Raw genomic sequence first — 17021 nt, forward strand, 5'->3', positions numbered from 1 at the left:
CCTCATGCTGGAACTCAAATTCTACCGTCGATTTGCGGAGAAACCGCAGTTGTTGCGTCACCCAACAGCCAGGCCCCAGCGTAGAGAAGCGCTGGCGGATCGCTATCGTTGGTGTCAGCAACTTTCAGACAAAAAGCCCTGGAAACGTAGTCGAGACGATTCTCGACCGTAAATTGACTGTGAACACTGACATCGAAGACTCCGATCGAGAGGAGATACTCTCCCGAACCCAACGGGAGCGGCGAAATCGACATCGTTACCTCTCGTTCAGCGTCGTCATCGAACGTGAAACGATCGAGCGGACTTTCGAAGGAGGCCACGCGCTTTCCGTTAACGCTGTAAATCATCGCAACGTATTTGAGACTGTATGCGCCGGCCCGCTCGCAACCGAGCGATATCTTCAGCTCGAAATTTGTTCCAACTGCGACAACCGCTCGATTGCCGTCAGCATCTTTGTGCTCGAGGTTAGTGATGCGAACAACCTTGTCCGACGCAAAGCGAAAGACCGTCGCCCCATTGGATAGAACATCAGGTCTCTCATTTTCATCACGGGAGCTGATGATCTCTTGCGCGAGAATGTTCTTTCTCAATTGAACGCGTGAGACAAGTTGCGCCGCCCAGTCGTTCGATGCAACAGGCTGATCTCCAACCGCTTCAACCGGCGGTCCCTGATCCTCAACCGGCTCGACAGTCAGTCCCTGATCTTTAACCAGCTCAACGGCCAGTCCCTGATTTTTAACCCGTTTCTGGATGGCATTCTCATATGCATCGATAACTTCGTCCGGCGCGCCGTCGGCGACAATTTCGCCCCTCTCCATCCAGATGACGCGATTGCAGAATTCGCGAATTTGCCCGAGCCCGTGCGAAACGATCAACAGTGTCGCGCCCGACGCAGCGAGTTTACGCATCCGGGCGGCGCTCTTATTCGAGAAATACGCATCGCCTGCGCCCAGCACTTCATCGATGATAACGATGTCCGGACGCACAGCCGTCGCAGCCGCGAACTGGAGCCGGGCAACCATACCTTGAGAGTAGGTCAATATCGGCCGATCGAAGAAAGCTCCCAGTTCAGCAAAGTCCTCCACGTCTGCCATCGCCGCTTTTGATGCCGCGCGATCAAGGCCGTTGTAGATCAGGGACGCTTCAACATTCTGGCGGCCGGTAGACTCGTTGTGGAAGCCGAGACCTGCCTGCATTATCGCTTGAACGGAGCCCGTGACAGTCACTGTGCCGTTGCTGGGCGCAAAATTACGGCTTACCAGCTTAAGCAAAGTGGTCTTTCCGGCACCATTTCGGCCGATAATTCCGATCCTCTCGCCTTGCAAGACGGTGAAGCTGATGCCTCGGAGAGCCTCGAACTCCACGAATGTAGGCAGCGGCCGCCAGAACCGCAGCTTATAGAGGCCTATCCGGTCAATTATGGCTTCGTTAAAAGACGAATAGAGACGATACGCCTTTTTAACACCGTTAAATTGAATTGCGTTTGTCACTTGTGGAGCTGCAGTAAACCTGAAGGGAGCGTACTTTTTTCGATTGTCGATGTTGCCGGCGGCCTAGACGGCTTCCGCAAACTTCCAGTTCGCCAACGGGTACGACTGGGCACGTACTTGTCGATCATCCACGACCTTCAACTCGTAGCAGCGCATTAACGTGTCAAATCGACAAAGCGTCCCGGCGGTTGTGGTCGAATAATTCAAACGATCATAAATGGACAACGACATCAGATACTCTCCTTCGCCTAGAGGAAAAGGCGAAAGATCGACGCGAACTTTTCGCAGCAACGGTGCTTCAGCATCGAAAAAATCGATCGGACTTTCCGCGCGACAGATCCGGTGCCCCTCACTCGTCCAAAATCCGACATAATAAATGCAGCCGTAGCGTCCGGCCTCCTGAACATCCAGCAACAGTTCGACCTGCAACTGCGCTCCGGGCCTTACTTCAGTCACCACCTTCTGTTCCGAGGTCACAGAGAACCCCGAAACCTGCAATCCTGGGCGCCCGGGCCAGCGATAGACCTTCTTCCCGTCATCGAGAGGCGTAAGTACATCGTCATCGGCGGAAATGTCGCTGACGCGCGCTCCGGTCATGGCAGCTTGCGACAGACGCTCCATATAGACCTCGTACGCTGCCACGACCTTTCTGGCGGTGTCTTCATAGTGAATCCGCCCGTCGTGCAACCAAACAGCCCGGTCGCAATATTGGATGATTTGTTGCGGTGAATGAGACACGAGAAGCAGGCTGCATCCGAACCTTGTTAAGTCGTACATGCGGCGCGCGCATTTTGCGGAGAAATAGGCGTCACCAGCGCCCATTACCTCATCGACAATCATGATATCGGGCTTGATTGCTGTCGCGGTCGCGAACTGCAGCCTCGCCAGCATACCCTGCGAATAGGTCGATATCGGCTGATGAAGGAATTCACCGAGCTCAACAAATTCAGAGACGTCATCAACCGCAGCCTCGAATTCGGAACCCTCGAGCCCATTGAAGCTCAACGATGAGCGAATGTTGTCGTAGCCGCTTGCCGCGTTGTTGAAGCCAAGTCCTGCCTGCATCAGCGCCTGCACGGTGCCACGTACTTCCACCTGCCCCGTGGTCGGCCTGAAATTGCCGGTGATGAGCTTGAGCATCGTAGATTTGCCCGCGCCATTCTTGCCGACGACACCGATACGCTCGCCCTTTCTCACCGTGAGATTGACGTCTGACAGCGCGTAGAAGTCGGGAATTTCGCGTAACAAGAAGCGAGGTGCGCCGAGCCTGTCCAGAATCATATCCGTGCGGCTGGCGTAAAGCGGGTAAGACTTGCTCACGCCGCGCAACGCCAGCACGACTTCGGAGTCCTCCGTCGGGACGGCCGAGCTATCGTTCAAGAGATTTGTCATTGCAAGGAACTACGCGTAGTCGAAGAACGTCGTTTTGGCGCGCTCAAAAATCCAAAACCCCATGGCAAATGCCATTACGCTCATGACGATCGTTACGGCGACGATTGGGAGACTCGGCAGCTTGTTCATTACGATGAGGTCCTGATACCAGGTCACGAAATAGAACAAGGGATTGGCATACGCCATAACCTTGAGAGCTCTCGGCATCATATCCACCGTGTAGCCAATCGGGGTAGCTATCAACAGCACCATCATCACATATTGAATCATGAACTGCACGTCGCGAACGACCAGCGTGAGCAGGGACAGGAGCCAGATAAGTCCGCACTGGAACATGAATTGAAGGACCATCACGAAGGGCACCAGCAGGAGCGTTGCGTTCCACTTGCCGAGCGCCAGCGCAATAACGATGAGGATCGTTACACCGATCGGAAGCCCCGCGCTGGCCACGAGCGCCGCACGCACCGGGAGCAATTCGGATGGAAATACCGTGTTGAGAAGCAACTGCCGGTCCTTGGTCAGTACACCTGCTCCGGCCGATATCGCTGCGGCGAAAGTCATATACGGAACCAGTCCGGAGAACACGTAAAGCACATAGTCAGCAACGGTCATCGTCTCCGGGTTGACCCTGAAAATGACCGTATAAGTCAGCGCGTAGATGCTCAGCATGAAGACTTGGCCAACGACGAGCCACGACAAACCAAGGACTGAGCCAGCGTATGTATTACGCAGCTCCACCAGAGTCGTTCGAGCCAGAATCCCGCGAAATCGCAGGCATCGAACAAGCGGGGCAACCAGGAAGCCGGTCAGGCCCCTGTCGGCAGATTGGGAAATCATGGAATGGCTATCGCGGTTTGTCGCACAGTACGGGGATGTCGTGATTGGCTCGGTCGCTTCGCCACAGGTTCGGCAAAGCGATCATCTATCGGATCAGGCGTGATAGAGGCGGAAGCATGCATTGATGCCGGCAACAGCATTGTTGTGATACGGCCATTGCCGATTGTCGAACGTCAGGCTGGAGAGAAAATCGCGACTTTCGGGGTCGAATACCTTGCTTTCGATTGCCTCGAATCGACGGCTTAGCAACTTCATTTCAAGCAATGACATGGAAGCGCCGGCGAATTCGCAGCGTAAACCGGCCTGCGCGGTAAGCGCGATGAATTCAGCCACGGTGTAGCAATTGGAAATCGGACAGTCCGGCCCGTCAGTCGAACGCCGAAATGCCGTCGCCCGGTCAAAAGCCGCGCCCTCGCCCTCCACGATCATTCTCACATACGCGACGTAGAGATGCATCCAGATCGAGTCGCGATGATAGACCATGATCTGCATATGACCATCGGGCCGCAAAACCCGCTTGAGCTCCCGCAGAATGCCGACCGGGTCCGGTGTATGATGAACAACTCCGGAAGAATGAATGAGGTCGACCGAACTATCCGCTAGCGGAAGACCAATACGAGCCTCATTTAATTGAACAAATTCGGCGCCGATATTGTGCAACGCCGCGCGTCGGCGGGCGAACCCCAGCGCGAGGGGCGACACGTCCGCACCAAAGAGCTTCTTTGTTTTGCTAAAATGCCCAAACCCGACAATGTCGTTGCCTGGGCCGCAGCCAAAATCAAGCACCGTGAGACCATCGGCCTTGTCGACCGGCATCAGCTCGATGTAGCCCGGATACTGCGCGTTACGCCACGCATAGTGCCGAAGCGAGGCGTCGACCGAGTCGAAGATCGAAGACGGTGAATCGACCTTGTACTGCGACCAGTACTCCGCCGACGACATCGCCGCCGCCGACGCCGCCGCCGTCGGGGCGGGCTCGGGACGCGCGAGCCGGGCAGAAATCGACGATAGGATCCTGTGCATCTTCAGCCTGCCTACTATGCGTGTTTCAGACTAACTGCAGCAAGCCCGAAGCGGCCTGATGATAGCGTTCCCCGCTTCTCGGGCACACGAGTTCGCTGCCCAGCCGCTCGCCCGCACGGCTCACCCAGCCCATCCTGCGCGCCGGATTGCCGACCATCAGCGCAAACGCCGGCACGTCCTTTGTCACCACCGAACCCGCGCCGATGAAACAGTATTCACCGAGCGCGTGTCCGCAGACGATGGTTGCGTTGGCGCCGATCGAGGCGCCACGACCAATCGGCGTGGTACGGAATTCATCCTTGCGCGAGACATTGGCGCGCGGATTGTTGACGTTGGTGAACACGCAGCTCGGGCCGCAGAACACGTCGTCGGCAAGCTCGACACCGTCATAGAGCGAGACATTGTTCTGGATCTTGCAGCCATTGCCGACCTTCACGCGCGGGCCGATCATGACGTTCTGCCCGATCGAACAGTCCTCCCCGATCACGGTGCCGGCCAACACGTGGCAGAAGTGCCAGACCTTGGTGCCGCGGCCGATGATCGCGCCTTCGTCCACATAGCTCGAGGCATGGATCAGCGCGCCGGGAAAGCGCGGGTCTTCGCGCATCTCGCTCATTTCGCGGCAGCCTTGCGCATTGCGGGATGTCGCCATTCGCGGCCCGAAGTGATCGGCGCGCTTCGGAAGGTCGAGACGATGTCGATGGAGGACCGCACTTCGTCGAGCCCGAATCCGCGACCGGCGACGATTTCTTCGTAGCTTCGCGTGTGCAGGTCGGTGAACCCTTCGGAGAATTCGATCTCCTCGCCATCGACCGTGATCGAGCGGAAGGTGGTTTTCTTGCCCTGCACCTCGCCCGGCAGATCGTTGCGGTCGACCGAGAGGAACCAGCTGACATCGGCGCGCGCGCATTCCAGATATCCGGCCGCGCGCTCCGGCTCGCGGAGATAGGCCTCGTTGCGTTTCACATTGCCGAATATGAAGCTTAGCATGTCGAAGAAGTGCACGCCGATATTGGTGGCGACCCCGCCGGACTTCGCATCTTCGCCCTTCCACGACGCGTAATACCAGCGCCCGCGCGAAGCGACGTACGAGAGCTCAACCTTGTGCCGCTTGTTGCTGGTCGCAAATCTCTCGCGCAACGCCAGGATCGCGGGGTGCAGCCGAAGCTGCAGTATGGTCGATATCTTGCGGCCGGTGTCCCGCTCGATTTCGGCCAGGCCGTCGATGTTCCAGGGATTGAGCACCAATGGCTTCTCGCAGATCGCGTCGGCGCCTGAGCGCAACGCGAAACGGCAATGCGCATCGTGAAGATGGTTCGGCGAGCAGATCGACACGTGATCGATCTTGTCGCCGCGACGGCGAAGCTTGTCGATATGGCGGTCGAACCGCTCAAACTCGGTGAAGAAATTCGCATCCGGAAAATGGCTGTCGAGGATGCCAACGGAATCATTCGGGTCATAAGCGACCTTGAGATCGCCGCCCACGGCATGGATCGCCTTCATGTGCCGAGGCGCCACGTACCCGGCGGCCCCAATCAATGCAAAGGATAACATCACGGCCTCACTGCAAGCATTCGAGATGGATATTCTCAAGCTACCGCAGTCCGGGTGACTCGAACTGTCACCAGACCACCGGCAAATCTCACGCCAGCACGCGCGATATCGCGCATACTCGTTCTGTAGCGACCGTCAGGCCGCAGCGACCAGGTCCGCCTCCAGCGAAACCCGAACCTTACGTCCCAGGAGCTCCAGCAGGATTGCGATGCGATCGCGATCGGCCATGCCGTCGAAAAGCCCGAGATTCTCAGCAAAAACACCCGCCAGCACGCGAACTTTGTCGCCGATCGCGAATTTCGCGCGTTGGTCCAGCGTCACATAACCGCTCGCGTCTTCGCGCGCTTTTAGCGCATGGATCACCTGAGCGGCAACCGCCGCGGGATCGGAACCGTTCTGCACGAGGTTCGAGACACCGTATGTTGATTGAACTGACCGCCACCGCTGCGTGGCAATGTCCATTTGCACAAACATGTAACGCGGAAACAGCGGAGCTGCGACCTTGTCGATCCTGCGTGCATGGCTGCGCCGCTTCAGATAGCGCGGCAGATAGATTTCAAATCCTTGACGTATGAGATTGCGCGCGGCCTTTGCTTCCGCATTGACCTGCGTTTGAACCACGTACCAGAGCGCGTTGGGTGCCATCGTCATTGCTTGCCCTCCACGCGTTGGGGGGTGTGCAGCCGGAGCAGCCGCGGAGCCAGCACACGATCGGCACCATAGCGCTCGGTCGCTTCGTGAAAGACGCGGTGGGCGCCAACAAGGTCCGTGATCAGAACCGCATCAAACGGTACGGAAACGCGATCAAACCCATCGACAACAGGTATGCCGACAAACAGTGTCTCGTCAGCGCTCGCATCAACGATGGCTACGACGGACACCTCGGAATCGGCAGCGGAAAGAATTGCGATCTCCGCCAAGTCGGATTTGCCACACAACACGAGACTTTTGAGATTGCGCTCTTTCGCCGTTGCAAAAGCCCGCGCACAATCTGCCTTGGCCTCACGGAAGAACGAAAAGGAATAGGTGAGATACTCCACCGTCAGGCGAGACTTTTCCGCAAAGCCTTGCGGAGTCAGGTAATACGCATAACGGCGAGCTGGCGCCTGGCTGACCTTGACATAGCCCTTGAGCACGCAGCGCTTGAGGTAGGCGTTGACGAGGCCGAGCGCGATGCCGAGATCCGACGCGATTCGCCGCTGCGAACTCGCCCCGTCCCCCACCGAACTGAGCAAACCCAACAGTATCCGTTCGTCTTCGCCGCTTTCGCTCGGTAGCGTACGCAATTTGGCCCCCCGCAATCGAGCGCGCTTTAGCGCGTTCACGCCGTGAACGTCAAGCGATTTGTTCACGCGATGAACAAACTTCAAGCGACTAAATAATCGGGATATTTCGTCGTGAAATCAATGAGATGGAACCGCGTCAACTCCAGACTACCATCACTCGCTAGGTGGCCCGCTGTGTACGAAGAAGAATTAGGCGATCAAGAGCTAGAGGCCAGGAAAATCCACGTTGGTTTCGCGGTCGATCGCGTCCGTGTTGTTGTCCATCGGAATGTTCTCCGCTGCACTGAAGAATACGTGGAGTCCTAGATGTCCCCCTCTCTGCGTGACGACGCCAATCCTTACCATAAGCGGTCGCGCTAGCTACTTGGCTCAAGAAAAACCGGCTCAGCCCTGATCGATCTACGATCTCTATCCCGTCCCCTGGTGATGGCCGGTTTTCTCGGAGCGTCGTCGCGGAACGTGCCACGGCTCGCGGAGCCGACGTGACTGCTCTCGACCGGTCGATGTGCACGACGACATTTTAGCTGTTCAACGGAGCATCGATCCGGCATAAGGCCACAATCACCTGCATGCAGGGGCAAGCTGCCGATTCCGAGAGAATGCCATGCTGGGTAAGTCCCAGAGCCGAGACCTCGCGAAGTGGACATCGATCGCCGTCACCGTCGCAGCTTTCGCCAAGGTGTTCGTGCCCTTCTACCTGATCGGATCCACTTTAATATTCTCGGCTTCTGTCGCAATCGGTTGCGGACTGATCGCGATGAGCTGGCGGCGGGCTTTCGCAGCGGCAGGCAACATAACAGAAATCATTGTCGCTCTGGGCCTGTTTTACACCGCGATCATCATCAATTTTCTAACCCACTCCCTGCCTTTGGTTCCCGTAACCCATCTGCTGGGAATTCTGATTTTTCACGCACTGTTCATGATTTTCGGCTTTGCCGCTGCGCGCGCCGTGGTCTGGGTATTATGGACGCTCGCGGCCGCCGGCGCTGTCTATTTGATGTTCATCGCGCAGCATGTCGTCAGATTTGGCGACCTGATGCGGGATGGCTTCATTCATGATGTGTTTGGTGTTGGTGAGTCGGCAGTTTATCTCACCTTTCACCAGAACATTGGAACTGTGCTCTGCTTGGCCGCGCTTGCAGCGCTTGGACTTAGCTCAAATCGAACAGCGCGCGTTCTCGCATTCTGCGCGTTGCCATTGGTTCTCCTGTTCATGTTTCACATTGCAGCCAGGGGAGCGCTGGTAGCACTGGTATGCAGTCTACTTTTCCTGGTCGCCGCACCTCTTTGGGTGCGTTCAAGGAAGCAAGTCGCGTTTGGCGTTATCGCTGTCGTGATCGTAGCCGGAGTTACATCGAGCTGGTTCTATCAGCAGGCGCTCGGGGACAAGGCCGTCGATCCGAATGCGGGAGATGCAATTTCTCGTACCATTCGGGAAATTCAGGATCCTAGACCGGGCTTCCGAATACAGATTTGGGCCAGAACGGCAGCGCGCATCTTGGCGGAACCTGATCGGCTTCTGTTCGGCCGCGGCGTTGGCATGTTCCCGGTGAATGACGGCTTTGGTGCGCCCGATTGGTTACTTCGCAAAGCGGAAGGGTCCAAACACTATCCCCATAATTTGCACCTCGAACTACTTTATGAAACCGGAATTGTCGGCCTGCTGTTATTCTGCATCATTACCCTGTTTCCCGTGGCGGCCGCCATTAGCCGCTGGAGCCTGTTTTCATCCGCAGAAAGATCCGCGATCGCGCTATACGTATTCAATCTTGCGGGCACCGCGCTTTCCGGCGCATTTGCCTATTCATACAGTTTGCTATTCTTCTTCGGACTTACCGTTGGAATCATAGCCATGAGACGGCTTGAAAATCCCGCGATTCCAGATCGACGCGTGCGTAATGCGTGACGACGCCATTCACCTTGCCATATGCGGTTCGCGCTAGCTGCTCGGGCACAAGAAAGCCGGCTCCGCCCTGATCATCTACGATCTTTATCCCGACACCCTGGTGATGGCCGGATTTCTGGGAGTGTCGTCGATGCTGACCCGTGGGTTCCGGTCCGCGAATAAGACCATCTTCCGTTGGTTCGACGCCATAGTGGTAATCGGCCGCGACATGAGCCGGAAAATAATCCGCGCAGAAGACGTCGGCTGGGTGGCGCCTCCCGAAGATCCCGTGGCAATTGCTGCTGCGATCACCGAGGCCGCATCGAATTCGGGCAGCACGGCACGGAAAGCCTATCGGGCGGTAGAGATTGCTTCGCACCATACCAGCGAAATTGCCCTCGGCTCTTATCGCCGTCTCATGGACACGTTATTGAAGCGGTAGCCACCTCTGCGATGCCTTCGCTCTTCGTCGATTGATCTACGCGCAGCCTCCCTATATGCCTTGCGGCTGGATATTGCCGCTGACGGACTTTCATGATCGCTACCGATCTCAGACCTATTCCGGTTATCCCGCGGCTCGCCTTGCAGCTGGCCGCGGTTGTGCTGCTCACAGTGCTCCCATCCGGGATGCGAATTGTCGAGCTTGTGGCCCGGTTCACCTGCTAGGTCATCGATACCAAAAATCGGACAATCGCCAATTATGCTCTTATGACCGCCCTCGCACCGACCACATCGCTGGCAATCGCGGCCACGGCCGCGATGATATGTACGATTCTGATTGTGGCGCTGCGTCCCCTGCTGCAACGCTACGCGCTCGCAAGGCCGAATGCGCGATCGTCGCATGTGACGCCGACGCCCCAGGGCGGGGGGTTGGCCGTCATTGCCGCTACCGCCATCGGTGCGGCATTGACAGTTTTGTCTGGCTCGACCGCTTCAGGAACGTCCGTTCTGATCGTGCTTGCTGCAGCTTTCTGCCTCGCTGCCGTAGGCATGGTCGACGATCTTCGCCCGATCCCGGTGCTTCCCCGTCTGACGCTTCAACTGGCCGTGGTCGTGGTGCTGTTCACGGCCCTTCCGCCACAAATCCGATTCTTCGAGATCATCCCCGTTGCGATCGAACGGGCATTGATCGTGCTGGGGATGCTCTGGTTCATCAATCTCGTCAATTTCATGGATGGTCTTGACTGGATGACGGTTGCCGAGATGGTTCCGATGACTGTCGCGCTCGGTGCCATCGCGCTCCTGGGTGAGGCTCCCGCGGACATACTGCCGATCGCGCTCGGGCTCGCAGGCGCCCTGTTGGGATTCGCGCCGTTCAACCGGCCCGTGGCCAAACTCTTCCTCGGCGACGTCGGCAGCCTGCCGATCGGCCTGCTCACCGGCTGGTGCCTGCTTGAACTGGCATCCCGTCAACACCTCGCCGCGGCCATTTTGCTCCCGCTCTATTATCTGTCCGATGCGACGATCACCTTGTTTCGGCGGCTGGTTAAAGGCGAACGGTTCTGGGACGCTCATCGATCGCACTTCTATCAGCGCGCGACGGATAACGGGTTCAGCGTCACGCAGGTCGTCGCCCGCGTGTTCCTGCTCAACCTCGGCTTGGCTGGCCTGGCGATGACGACGATCGCCGCCTCCTCAAGAAGCATCGATCTGACGATGCTGGCGCTTGGGGCTTTAGGTGTTGCGGCCGTGTTGTTTCAGTTTTCGCAGGCGCGCGTTGCGCAGACCGGCCCGCGCTAGCGCTCAAGCCGCCGTCGATCCGAATTCGGGAACCGCGTCCTTGAGCACCGCACTGATGGTGGCACGATCATCTCTCGCGATCGCTTCTTCCAGTATTGCGAGCCACTTGCGCAGCACCTGCATCGGCGGCTCGTTGGGCTTGGCGGCCATGATGCCGGCCACACCGATCTCGATGGTCGGCTCCTCGCTGGCGAACAGGATTTCGTTCAGCCGTTCTCCCGGCCGCATCCCGCTAAAGACGATTTCGATGTCGTAACCGGGCTGCAGGCCGGACAGCCTGATCATGCGTTCGGCGAGATCGACGATCTTCACCGGTTGTCCCATGTTGAGCACATAGACCGAAACATCGGGACGCGCCGGCGTCATCGCATGCGTCGCGGCCGTGAGCACGAGATCGCAGGCCTCGCGGATGGTCATGAAATACCTGACCATGTCCGGATGGGTGACCGTGACCGGACCGCCCGCCTCGATTTGCGCCTTGAACTTCGGCACGACGGATCCGTTCGACGCCAGCACGTTGCCGAACCGCACGGAAATCAGCCGCATCCGCGGCTTGCCGTCCGACTGCGTCGCCAGGTCATGGTCCAGCGCCTGGCAGTACATTTCGGCAAAGCGCTTGGTCAGGCCCAGCATCGAGACCGGCTCGATCGCCTTGTCGGTCGAAATCATCACCATCGCCTTGGCGCCGGCGGCCAGCGCTGCGTCGGCAACATTGACCGAGCCGAAGATGTTGGTCTTGACCCCCTCGCTCCAGTCGCGTTCGAGGATCGGCACATGCTTGAGCGCGGCGGCATGGAACACGATATCCGGCTTGAACTCGATCATCAGGCGCATGACCCGCTCGCGATCCCGGATATCGGCGATCCGGCCGTCGATCTCGGCGGTGGTTCCGCTCTCGACCAGCGCTTCGGTGATCGCATAGAGGGCCGGTTCCGAATGCTCGATCACCAGCAGCCGCGAGGCGCCGAACGTCGTTACGCGTTCGCAAATTTCCGAACCGATCGACCCGCCGCCGCCGGTCACGATGACGGATTTGCCCTTCACCAGGGTTTCGAGCCGCGCGTAGTCGATGGCCTCGCTCGGACGCAGCAACAGGTCCTCGACGGCAACCGTGGTCAGCCGCGGCGATTCTCCGCTTTCCAGCGACGGCAGCCGGCTGACGATCATGCCGAGCCGGCGGGCGCGCATCAGTACCGCCTCGGGCCTCGCTTCCGGCTCGAACGCCGATGGTGCCATCACGAGGCGCGCGATCGGCTTGCCGCGCGCCTCGAAATCGCGAATCACATCCTCGATGTCGTCGATGCCGCCCAGCACCGGAATGTTGCGGATCAACTGCCCGCGATCAGCCGGCGACGGCGACAACACGCCGACCGGCCAGATGCGTTTGACGGCGCCACTCTCGATAGCACGCAGCAGAATCTCGGCGTCCGCAGCGCGGCCGACCAGCAGCGCGGGTGAGGCGTTCTCGGCCTTCGCATGAAGCCGCGCGCGCGTATAACGAAAATACCGATAGGCGAACCGCAATCCGCTCAGGAAGAACACCTCGAGAAACCAGTAGAGGATGATGGTGATCTTGCCGATAAAGAACGCACCCGGCACGTTCGGCGCGACAGGCGTGCCGAGGACGTTCGGCGCGACGAACACGTAGTCGAGCACCACGAGCGCGAGCGTCAGAATCGTCGCCGCGCGCAGGATGTTCAGCGCATCCGGCAGCGAAATGAACCGCCACTTCGTCGTGGTGAGATGGGAGAAGTAGCAAACGACAACGCTGAATACGACGAAAAAAGGCAATATGCGCAGCAGCAACGGCAGGCGATCGTAGAACATGTCGCCTTCGAACCGGAGAAAGAAGCTGGCAAACAACGCTGCGCCGGTCGCAAGCGCATCATGCACTGCGATCAGCAGGTTCCGCAGCGTTAATTGGGAAAGACGCGTCATGCTCTTGATCAACTAAACCTGTCCCGCAACGTCAAACCCGCTGATAGCTCATCTCGATCACCCAAACCAGCGTTTACGGCCGGTGTTGCTGATCCCCTGAATCGCTGACCTGTCAGCCTGTGGACGCCGGCATCGCGCTTCCACCCTTAATTATCCTTGGCCCTCAGTATCATGCCGCCGGCCACTCCGACACCCAGCACGTACATCCAGCCCTCGTGGAAATCGAACAGATGCGAGTTGAACAATGAGCTGAAGAAGTTCTGCAGGACGACCATGAGGCCGATCCAGGCCACCAGGCCTTCGCCACGAAACAACAGCAGATGCGAAAGCCACATCGCATACAAGAGGACGACCCCGACGGAACCCCATTGGACCGCGACGTTAAGCGTCTGGTTATGCGGATTTCCGATCACCTCGCGCTGGACAAGTCCCGCGGGACCGGTGGCGGCGGCCTCGAACAGCCTCCGCGTCGATCCGGTCCCGTGTCCAATGATCGGCGCCTCGGCAAAAAACCGCAGCGACTTCTCCCAGAATACCAGCCGCAAGCCGAGCGACGTCGGTTGGTTCTGTTCCTTGTACAACCGGTACTCTCGCGCGAACCTGTCCGTCGTCGCCTGCAACTGGGGCGAGGCGATCCACGCCAGCCCGCCCAGCACGATCGTGGCCAGGAACAGGATGACGTTGGTCCGCCACTTCAGGTGCATCAGCGCGAATACCGCGAGCATAACCGGCATGGTGACGAGCGCGGTGCGCGACACGATGACGAACGCCATGTTGGCGAGCAGGCTTGCCGCAATCGAGATCAGCAGCAATGCCTTCCAGAACTTCTTGTCCCGCAACAGCGTGATGACGGGATAAGCGAGTACGACCGCGCACAGTGCGAATTCCTGGCTCTGGTCGATGTAGTTCTTGACGAAAATACCGCGGTCGCCCCCCTCCGGTTTGAGTGTCAGGCCGGGATATATCAGGACCAGCCAGGACATCACCATCAGCAGCGTGCAGGAGACCAGAAAGGCGACCAACACCCACATGCCGCGCGCCGAGCGTTCGAAATGATAGAACAGCAGCGGCAGTACAAGGAGCTTCGTTGCGGGACTGAGGGCATACCTGCGCACGTCCCATGGCGCGTCGGACCAAAGCGTCCCGACCAGCGCCAGCAGAAACAGCGCGATCGGCAACGCGCTGATCGGCCGCTTCAGCGACTGCAGAAAAAGCCTCAAGTCGAGCGTCGGCGCGACCGCCAGCAGCCAGATCACAGCAAAGATGCCGACCAGCGAGGTTGACCAGGGCAGCGAGAACGCGATCAGCACCGCGAAAATATCGGCGGCTTTCATCCACCGGGCGGGATCGCGCCAGACCGGCAGCGCCTGGCCTGCCGGCGAAGTGGCCGTCCTGGCGTTCACGCTGCGCCCCCGCGGGCGCGGTCGACCAGCGAGGTCGTAGAGTGTCCGGGCAGGATATCGATCAGCAACACCTCGCCGCCGCAGGCCTCGACGACCTCGTAGCCGACGACCTGCTCGCGGGTATAGTCGCCGCCCTTGACCAGCACGCTCGGCTTCACGCGCGCGATCAGGTCGATCGGCGTATCCTCTTCGAAGATCGCGACGAGGTCGACCGCCTCCAGCGCCGCCAGCACTTCGGCGCGCGCGCGTTCGTCCTGCATCGGGCGCCCCTCGCCCTTCAGCCGCTTGACCGAGGCATCGCTGTTCAATCCGACGATCAGGCGGTCGCAGGCGCCGCGCGCCGCGGTCAGCACTTTGACGTGGCCAGGATGCAGGATGTCGAAACAGCCATTGGTGAAACCAACGCGCAGGCCCTGTTTGCGCCATTCCACCAGATGAACGTCGAGGTCGCCGCCTGCGGCCACGATTTTTTCCTCAGCCGCCAGCGACGCATGCGGCAGGATTTTTCGCCGCAGTTCGGCGGGCGTGACGGTGGCGGTGCCCTTCTTGCCGACCGCAACGGCGGCGGCAGCATTCGCCATCCGCAGCGCGGTCTCCCAATCGGCGTTGGCGGCGAGCGTCAGGGCCAATACGGCGGCGACCGTGTCGCCAGCGCCGGAGACGTCGCGCACCTTGACGGGAAGCGCCGGAACATGGATTACCCCGCCGCCGCGCACGACCAGCGTCATGCCACGTTCGCTCTGCTTCACCAGTATGGCTTCGCAATCGGCCAAGTACATCGCATCCTGGGCGGCATCCGCAATGCCCTGTTCGGTGTCGGCGCGGGTGCGGGTCGCAGCGGCGAATTCCTTGCGGTTGGGCGTCAGCAGCGTCGCGCCGCGATAGATCGCCAGATTGGCGCTCTTGGGATCGACGATCACGCGCTTGCCGAGTTTCTTGGCGGCGTCGATGACATTGCGGATCACACGCGGCGTCAGCACGCCCTTCGCGTAGTCGGACAGCAGCACGATATCGGCGCGGGCGAGTTGCGGCAGGATGGCGTCGATCAGCTTTTGCTCGATGTCGGGCGCCGCCGGCTGCGCCAGTTCCCAGTCTGCGCGCAGCATGTGGGTCGAAAAATGCTCGGAGACGAAACGCACTTTTCGCGTTGTCGGCCGGCCGGGATCGGAAACCAGCACGGCTTCGATCCGCTCTTCCCGCGAAAGCTCGGCCCTTAGTTTCGCGCCCGCTTCGTCTTCACCCACCAAAGCTACGAAAATGCAGCGCGCGCCGAGCGAGGCGATGTTGCGCGTGGCGTTGCCGGCGCCGCCGACACTGGTTTCGCTGCGCTGGACCGCGATGACAGGAGCGGGAGCCTCCGGCGAAATCCGGGAGACCTCGCCATAGACGAACTCGTCCAGCATGAGATCGCCGACGCACAGCACGGTCCGGCTGGCAAGGGCATACGACAGGGCATCAAAATCGAACATATCTTTACCTGTAGCCCGTCAGCGGAAGCGGTCGGTGCGGTCGAGGAAACCCTTCACGTAGGCGTCGACCGCGTCCTCCAGCGCCGTGAAGCCGCCGTTATATCCGGCGTGCTGCAGCCGATCGACTTCGCTCTGGGTGAAATATTGATAGCTGCCGCGGATCTGTTCGGGCATGTCGACATACTCAATGTTCGGTTTGGCGCCGAGCGCGGCGTACGCCGCAAGCATCAGGTCGCGAAAGCTGCGGGCAGTGCCGGTTCCGACGTTGAACAGACCGCTGACATGAGGCGTCGCCAGCAGCCATATCATCACGCGAACGACGTCGTCGACATAGATGAAATCGCGGCGCTGATCGCCATCTGCAATGCCTTCGCGATGCGACTTGAACAATTGCACGGGGCGACCGGCCTTGACGTCGTCGAAGCGCCGCGCCAGCACGCTCATCATCATGCCCTTGTGATATTCATTGGGCCCGAACACGTTGAAGAATTTCAGCCCGGCCCATTGCGGCGGCAACCGCTCGCCGCGCGCGGCGCGTTCCGCCACCGCCATGTCGAACAGATGCTTGCTCCAGCCGTACAGATTCATCGGCCGAAGTTTTTTCAGGTTTTCCACGGACTGGTCATCGCGAAAGCCTCGCTCGCCATCGCCATAGGTGGCCGCAGAGGACGCATAGATCAGCGGCGTCGCGTTCGCGGTGCACCAGTCGAGCAGCCGCATCGACAGCCGGAAATTGGTTTCGATGACGAGATCGCCGTCGGCCGCGGTCGTCTCGGAAATGGCCCCGAGATGGATCACGGCGTCGAGCCGCCGGCCCTTCAGCCAGTCCATCAGTTCCGCCGGCGGGACAAAGTCGGCGAGCTGGCGCTTGGCCAGATTACGCCATTTGCCGTCATGGCCGAGGATGTCGCACACGGCTACGTCGGTGCGGCCCGCGTCGTTCAACGCGGCCACGACGTTCGATCCGATAAAACCGGCGCCACCGGTCACCAGTAACATGCCGT

15 protein-coding genes are annotated in these 17021 nt (G+C 59.4%); 3 read left to right on the plus strand and 12 right to left on the minus strand.

Translation table 11 applies throughout. From position 1 onward, the window contains the following. Positions 1 to 14: 14 nt before the first annotated feature. From JQ641_RS27380 to JQ641_RS27415, 8 genes are all read right to left on the minus strand, one after another. Entirely contained in the window at positions 15 to 1490 is a 1476-nt protein-coding gene (locus tag JQ641_RS27380) for an ABC transporter ATP-binding protein (protein ID WP_211998983.1), read from the minus strand. A 63-nt stretch (positions 1491 to 1553) separates the two neighbouring features. Then, entirely contained in the window at positions 1554 to 2870 is a 1317-nt protein-coding gene (locus JQ641_RS27385) for an ABC transporter ATP-binding protein (protein WP_211998984.1), read from the minus strand. A 21-nt stretch (positions 2871 to 2891) separates the two neighbouring features. Then, positions 2892 to 3719: an ABC transporter permease gene (locus JQ641_RS27390; RefSeq protein ID WP_211998985.1), complete on the minus strand. Its 828-nt coding sequence runs from the start codon at positions 3717 to 3719 to the stop codon at positions 2892 to 2894. A gap of 93 nt (positions 3720 to 3812) precedes the next feature. Next, positions 3813 to 4742, minus strand: a complete 930-nt coding sequence (locus tag JQ641_RS27395) for a class I SAM-dependent methyltransferase (RefSeq protein WP_211998986.1) — start codon at positions 4740 to 4742, stop codon at positions 3813 to 3815. 25 nt (positions 4743 to 4767) lie between these two features. Then, on the minus strand, positions 4768 to 5358 hold the full coding sequence (locus JQ641_RS27400; RefSeq protein WP_211998987.1) for an acyltransferase: 591 nt from the start codon (positions 5356 to 5358) through the stop codon (positions 4768 to 4770). Next, positions 5355 to 6296, minus strand: coding sequence for a Gfo/Idh/MocA family oxidoreductase (locus JQ641_RS27405; RefSeq protein WP_211998988.1), 942 nt, complete (start codon positions 6294 to 6296; stop codon positions 5355 to 5357). Before JQ641_RS27405 ends, JQ641_RS27400 begins: the two co-directional genes overlap by 4 nt. A 135-nt stretch (positions 6297 to 6431) precedes the next feature. Then, the gene (gene nusG / locus JQ641_RS27410) at positions 6432 to 6947 is read right to left on the minus strand and encodes a transcription termination/antitermination protein NusG (RefSeq protein WP_211998989.1); all 516 of its coding nucleotides are present in this window, start codon (positions 6945 to 6947) and stop codon (positions 6432 to 6434) included. Beyond that, complete coding sequence (locus JQ641_RS27415) at positions 6944 to 7648, minus strand: winged helix-turn-helix transcriptional regulator (protein ID WP_349628629.1); 705 nt, start codon at positions 7646 to 7648, stop codon at positions 6944 to 6946. Before JQ641_RS27415 ends, nusG begins: the two co-directional genes overlap by 4 nt. A gap of 538 nt (positions 7649 to 8186) precedes the next feature. Here JQ641_RS27415 and JQ641_RS27420 point away from each other — a divergent pair. The 3 genes from JQ641_RS27420 to JQ641_RS27430 all read left to right on the plus strand — a co-directional run bounded on the left by JQ641_RS27420 (position 8187) and on the right by JQ641_RS27430 (position 11207). Beyond that, on the plus strand, positions 8187 to 9488 hold the full coding sequence (locus tag JQ641_RS27420; RefSeq protein WP_211998990.1) for an O-antigen ligase family protein: 1302 nt from the start codon (positions 8187 to 8189) through the stop codon (positions 9486 to 9488). Positions 9489 to 9618: 130 nt separating this feature from the next. Further along, positions 9619 to 9909 carry a hypothetical protein gene (locus JQ641_RS27425; RefSeq protein WP_211998991.1) on the plus strand — a complete coding sequence of 97 codons (291 nt, stop codon included), beginning with the start codon at positions 9619 to 9621 and terminating at the stop codon, positions 9907 to 9909. 266 nt (positions 9910 to 10175) lie between these two features. Then, positions 10176 to 11207: an MraY family glycosyltransferase gene (locus JQ641_RS27430; RefSeq protein WP_211998992.1), complete on the plus strand. Its 1032-nt coding sequence runs from the start codon at positions 10176 to 10178 to the stop codon at positions 11205 to 11207. Positions 11208 to 11210: 3 nt separating this feature from the next. On the opposite strand, the gene JQ641_RS27435 is transcribed toward JQ641_RS27430, so the two are convergent. The 4 genes from JQ641_RS27435 to rfaD form a co-directional block, all read right to left on the minus strand. After that, positions 11211 to 13145, minus strand: a complete 1935-nt coding sequence (locus tag JQ641_RS27435; RefSeq protein WP_211998993.1) for an SDR family NAD(P)-dependent oxidoreductase — start codon at positions 13143 to 13145, stop codon at positions 11211 to 11213. 146 nt (positions 13146 to 13291) lie between these two features. Beyond that, entirely contained in the window at positions 13292 to 14548 is a 1257-nt protein-coding gene (locus tag JQ641_RS27440) for an O-antigen ligase family protein (protein ID WP_502754999.1), read from the minus strand. Beyond that, the gene (gene rfaE1 / locus JQ641_RS27445; protein ID WP_211998994.1) at positions 14545 to 16017 is read right to left on the minus strand and encodes a D-glycero-beta-D-manno-heptose-7-phosphate kinase; all 1473 of its coding nucleotides are present in this window, start codon (positions 16015 to 16017) and stop codon (positions 14545 to 14547) included. Before rfaE1 ends, JQ641_RS27440 begins: the two co-directional genes overlap by 4 nt. A gap of 18 nt (positions 16018 to 16035) precedes the next feature. Further along, the gene (gene rfaD, locus JQ641_RS27450; protein ID WP_211998995.1) at positions 16036 to 17016 is read right to left on the minus strand and encodes an ADP-glyceromanno-heptose 6-epimerase; all 981 of its coding nucleotides are present in this window, start codon (positions 17014 to 17016) and stop codon (positions 16036 to 16038) included. Positions 17017 to 17021: the final 5 nt, after the last annotated feature.

The sequence above is a fragment of the Bradyrhizobium sp. JYMT SZCCT0180 genome (assembly GCF_018130165.1).
Lineage (GTDB): Bacteria > Pseudomonadota > Alphaproteobacteria > Rhizobiales > Xanthobacteraceae > Bradyrhizobium.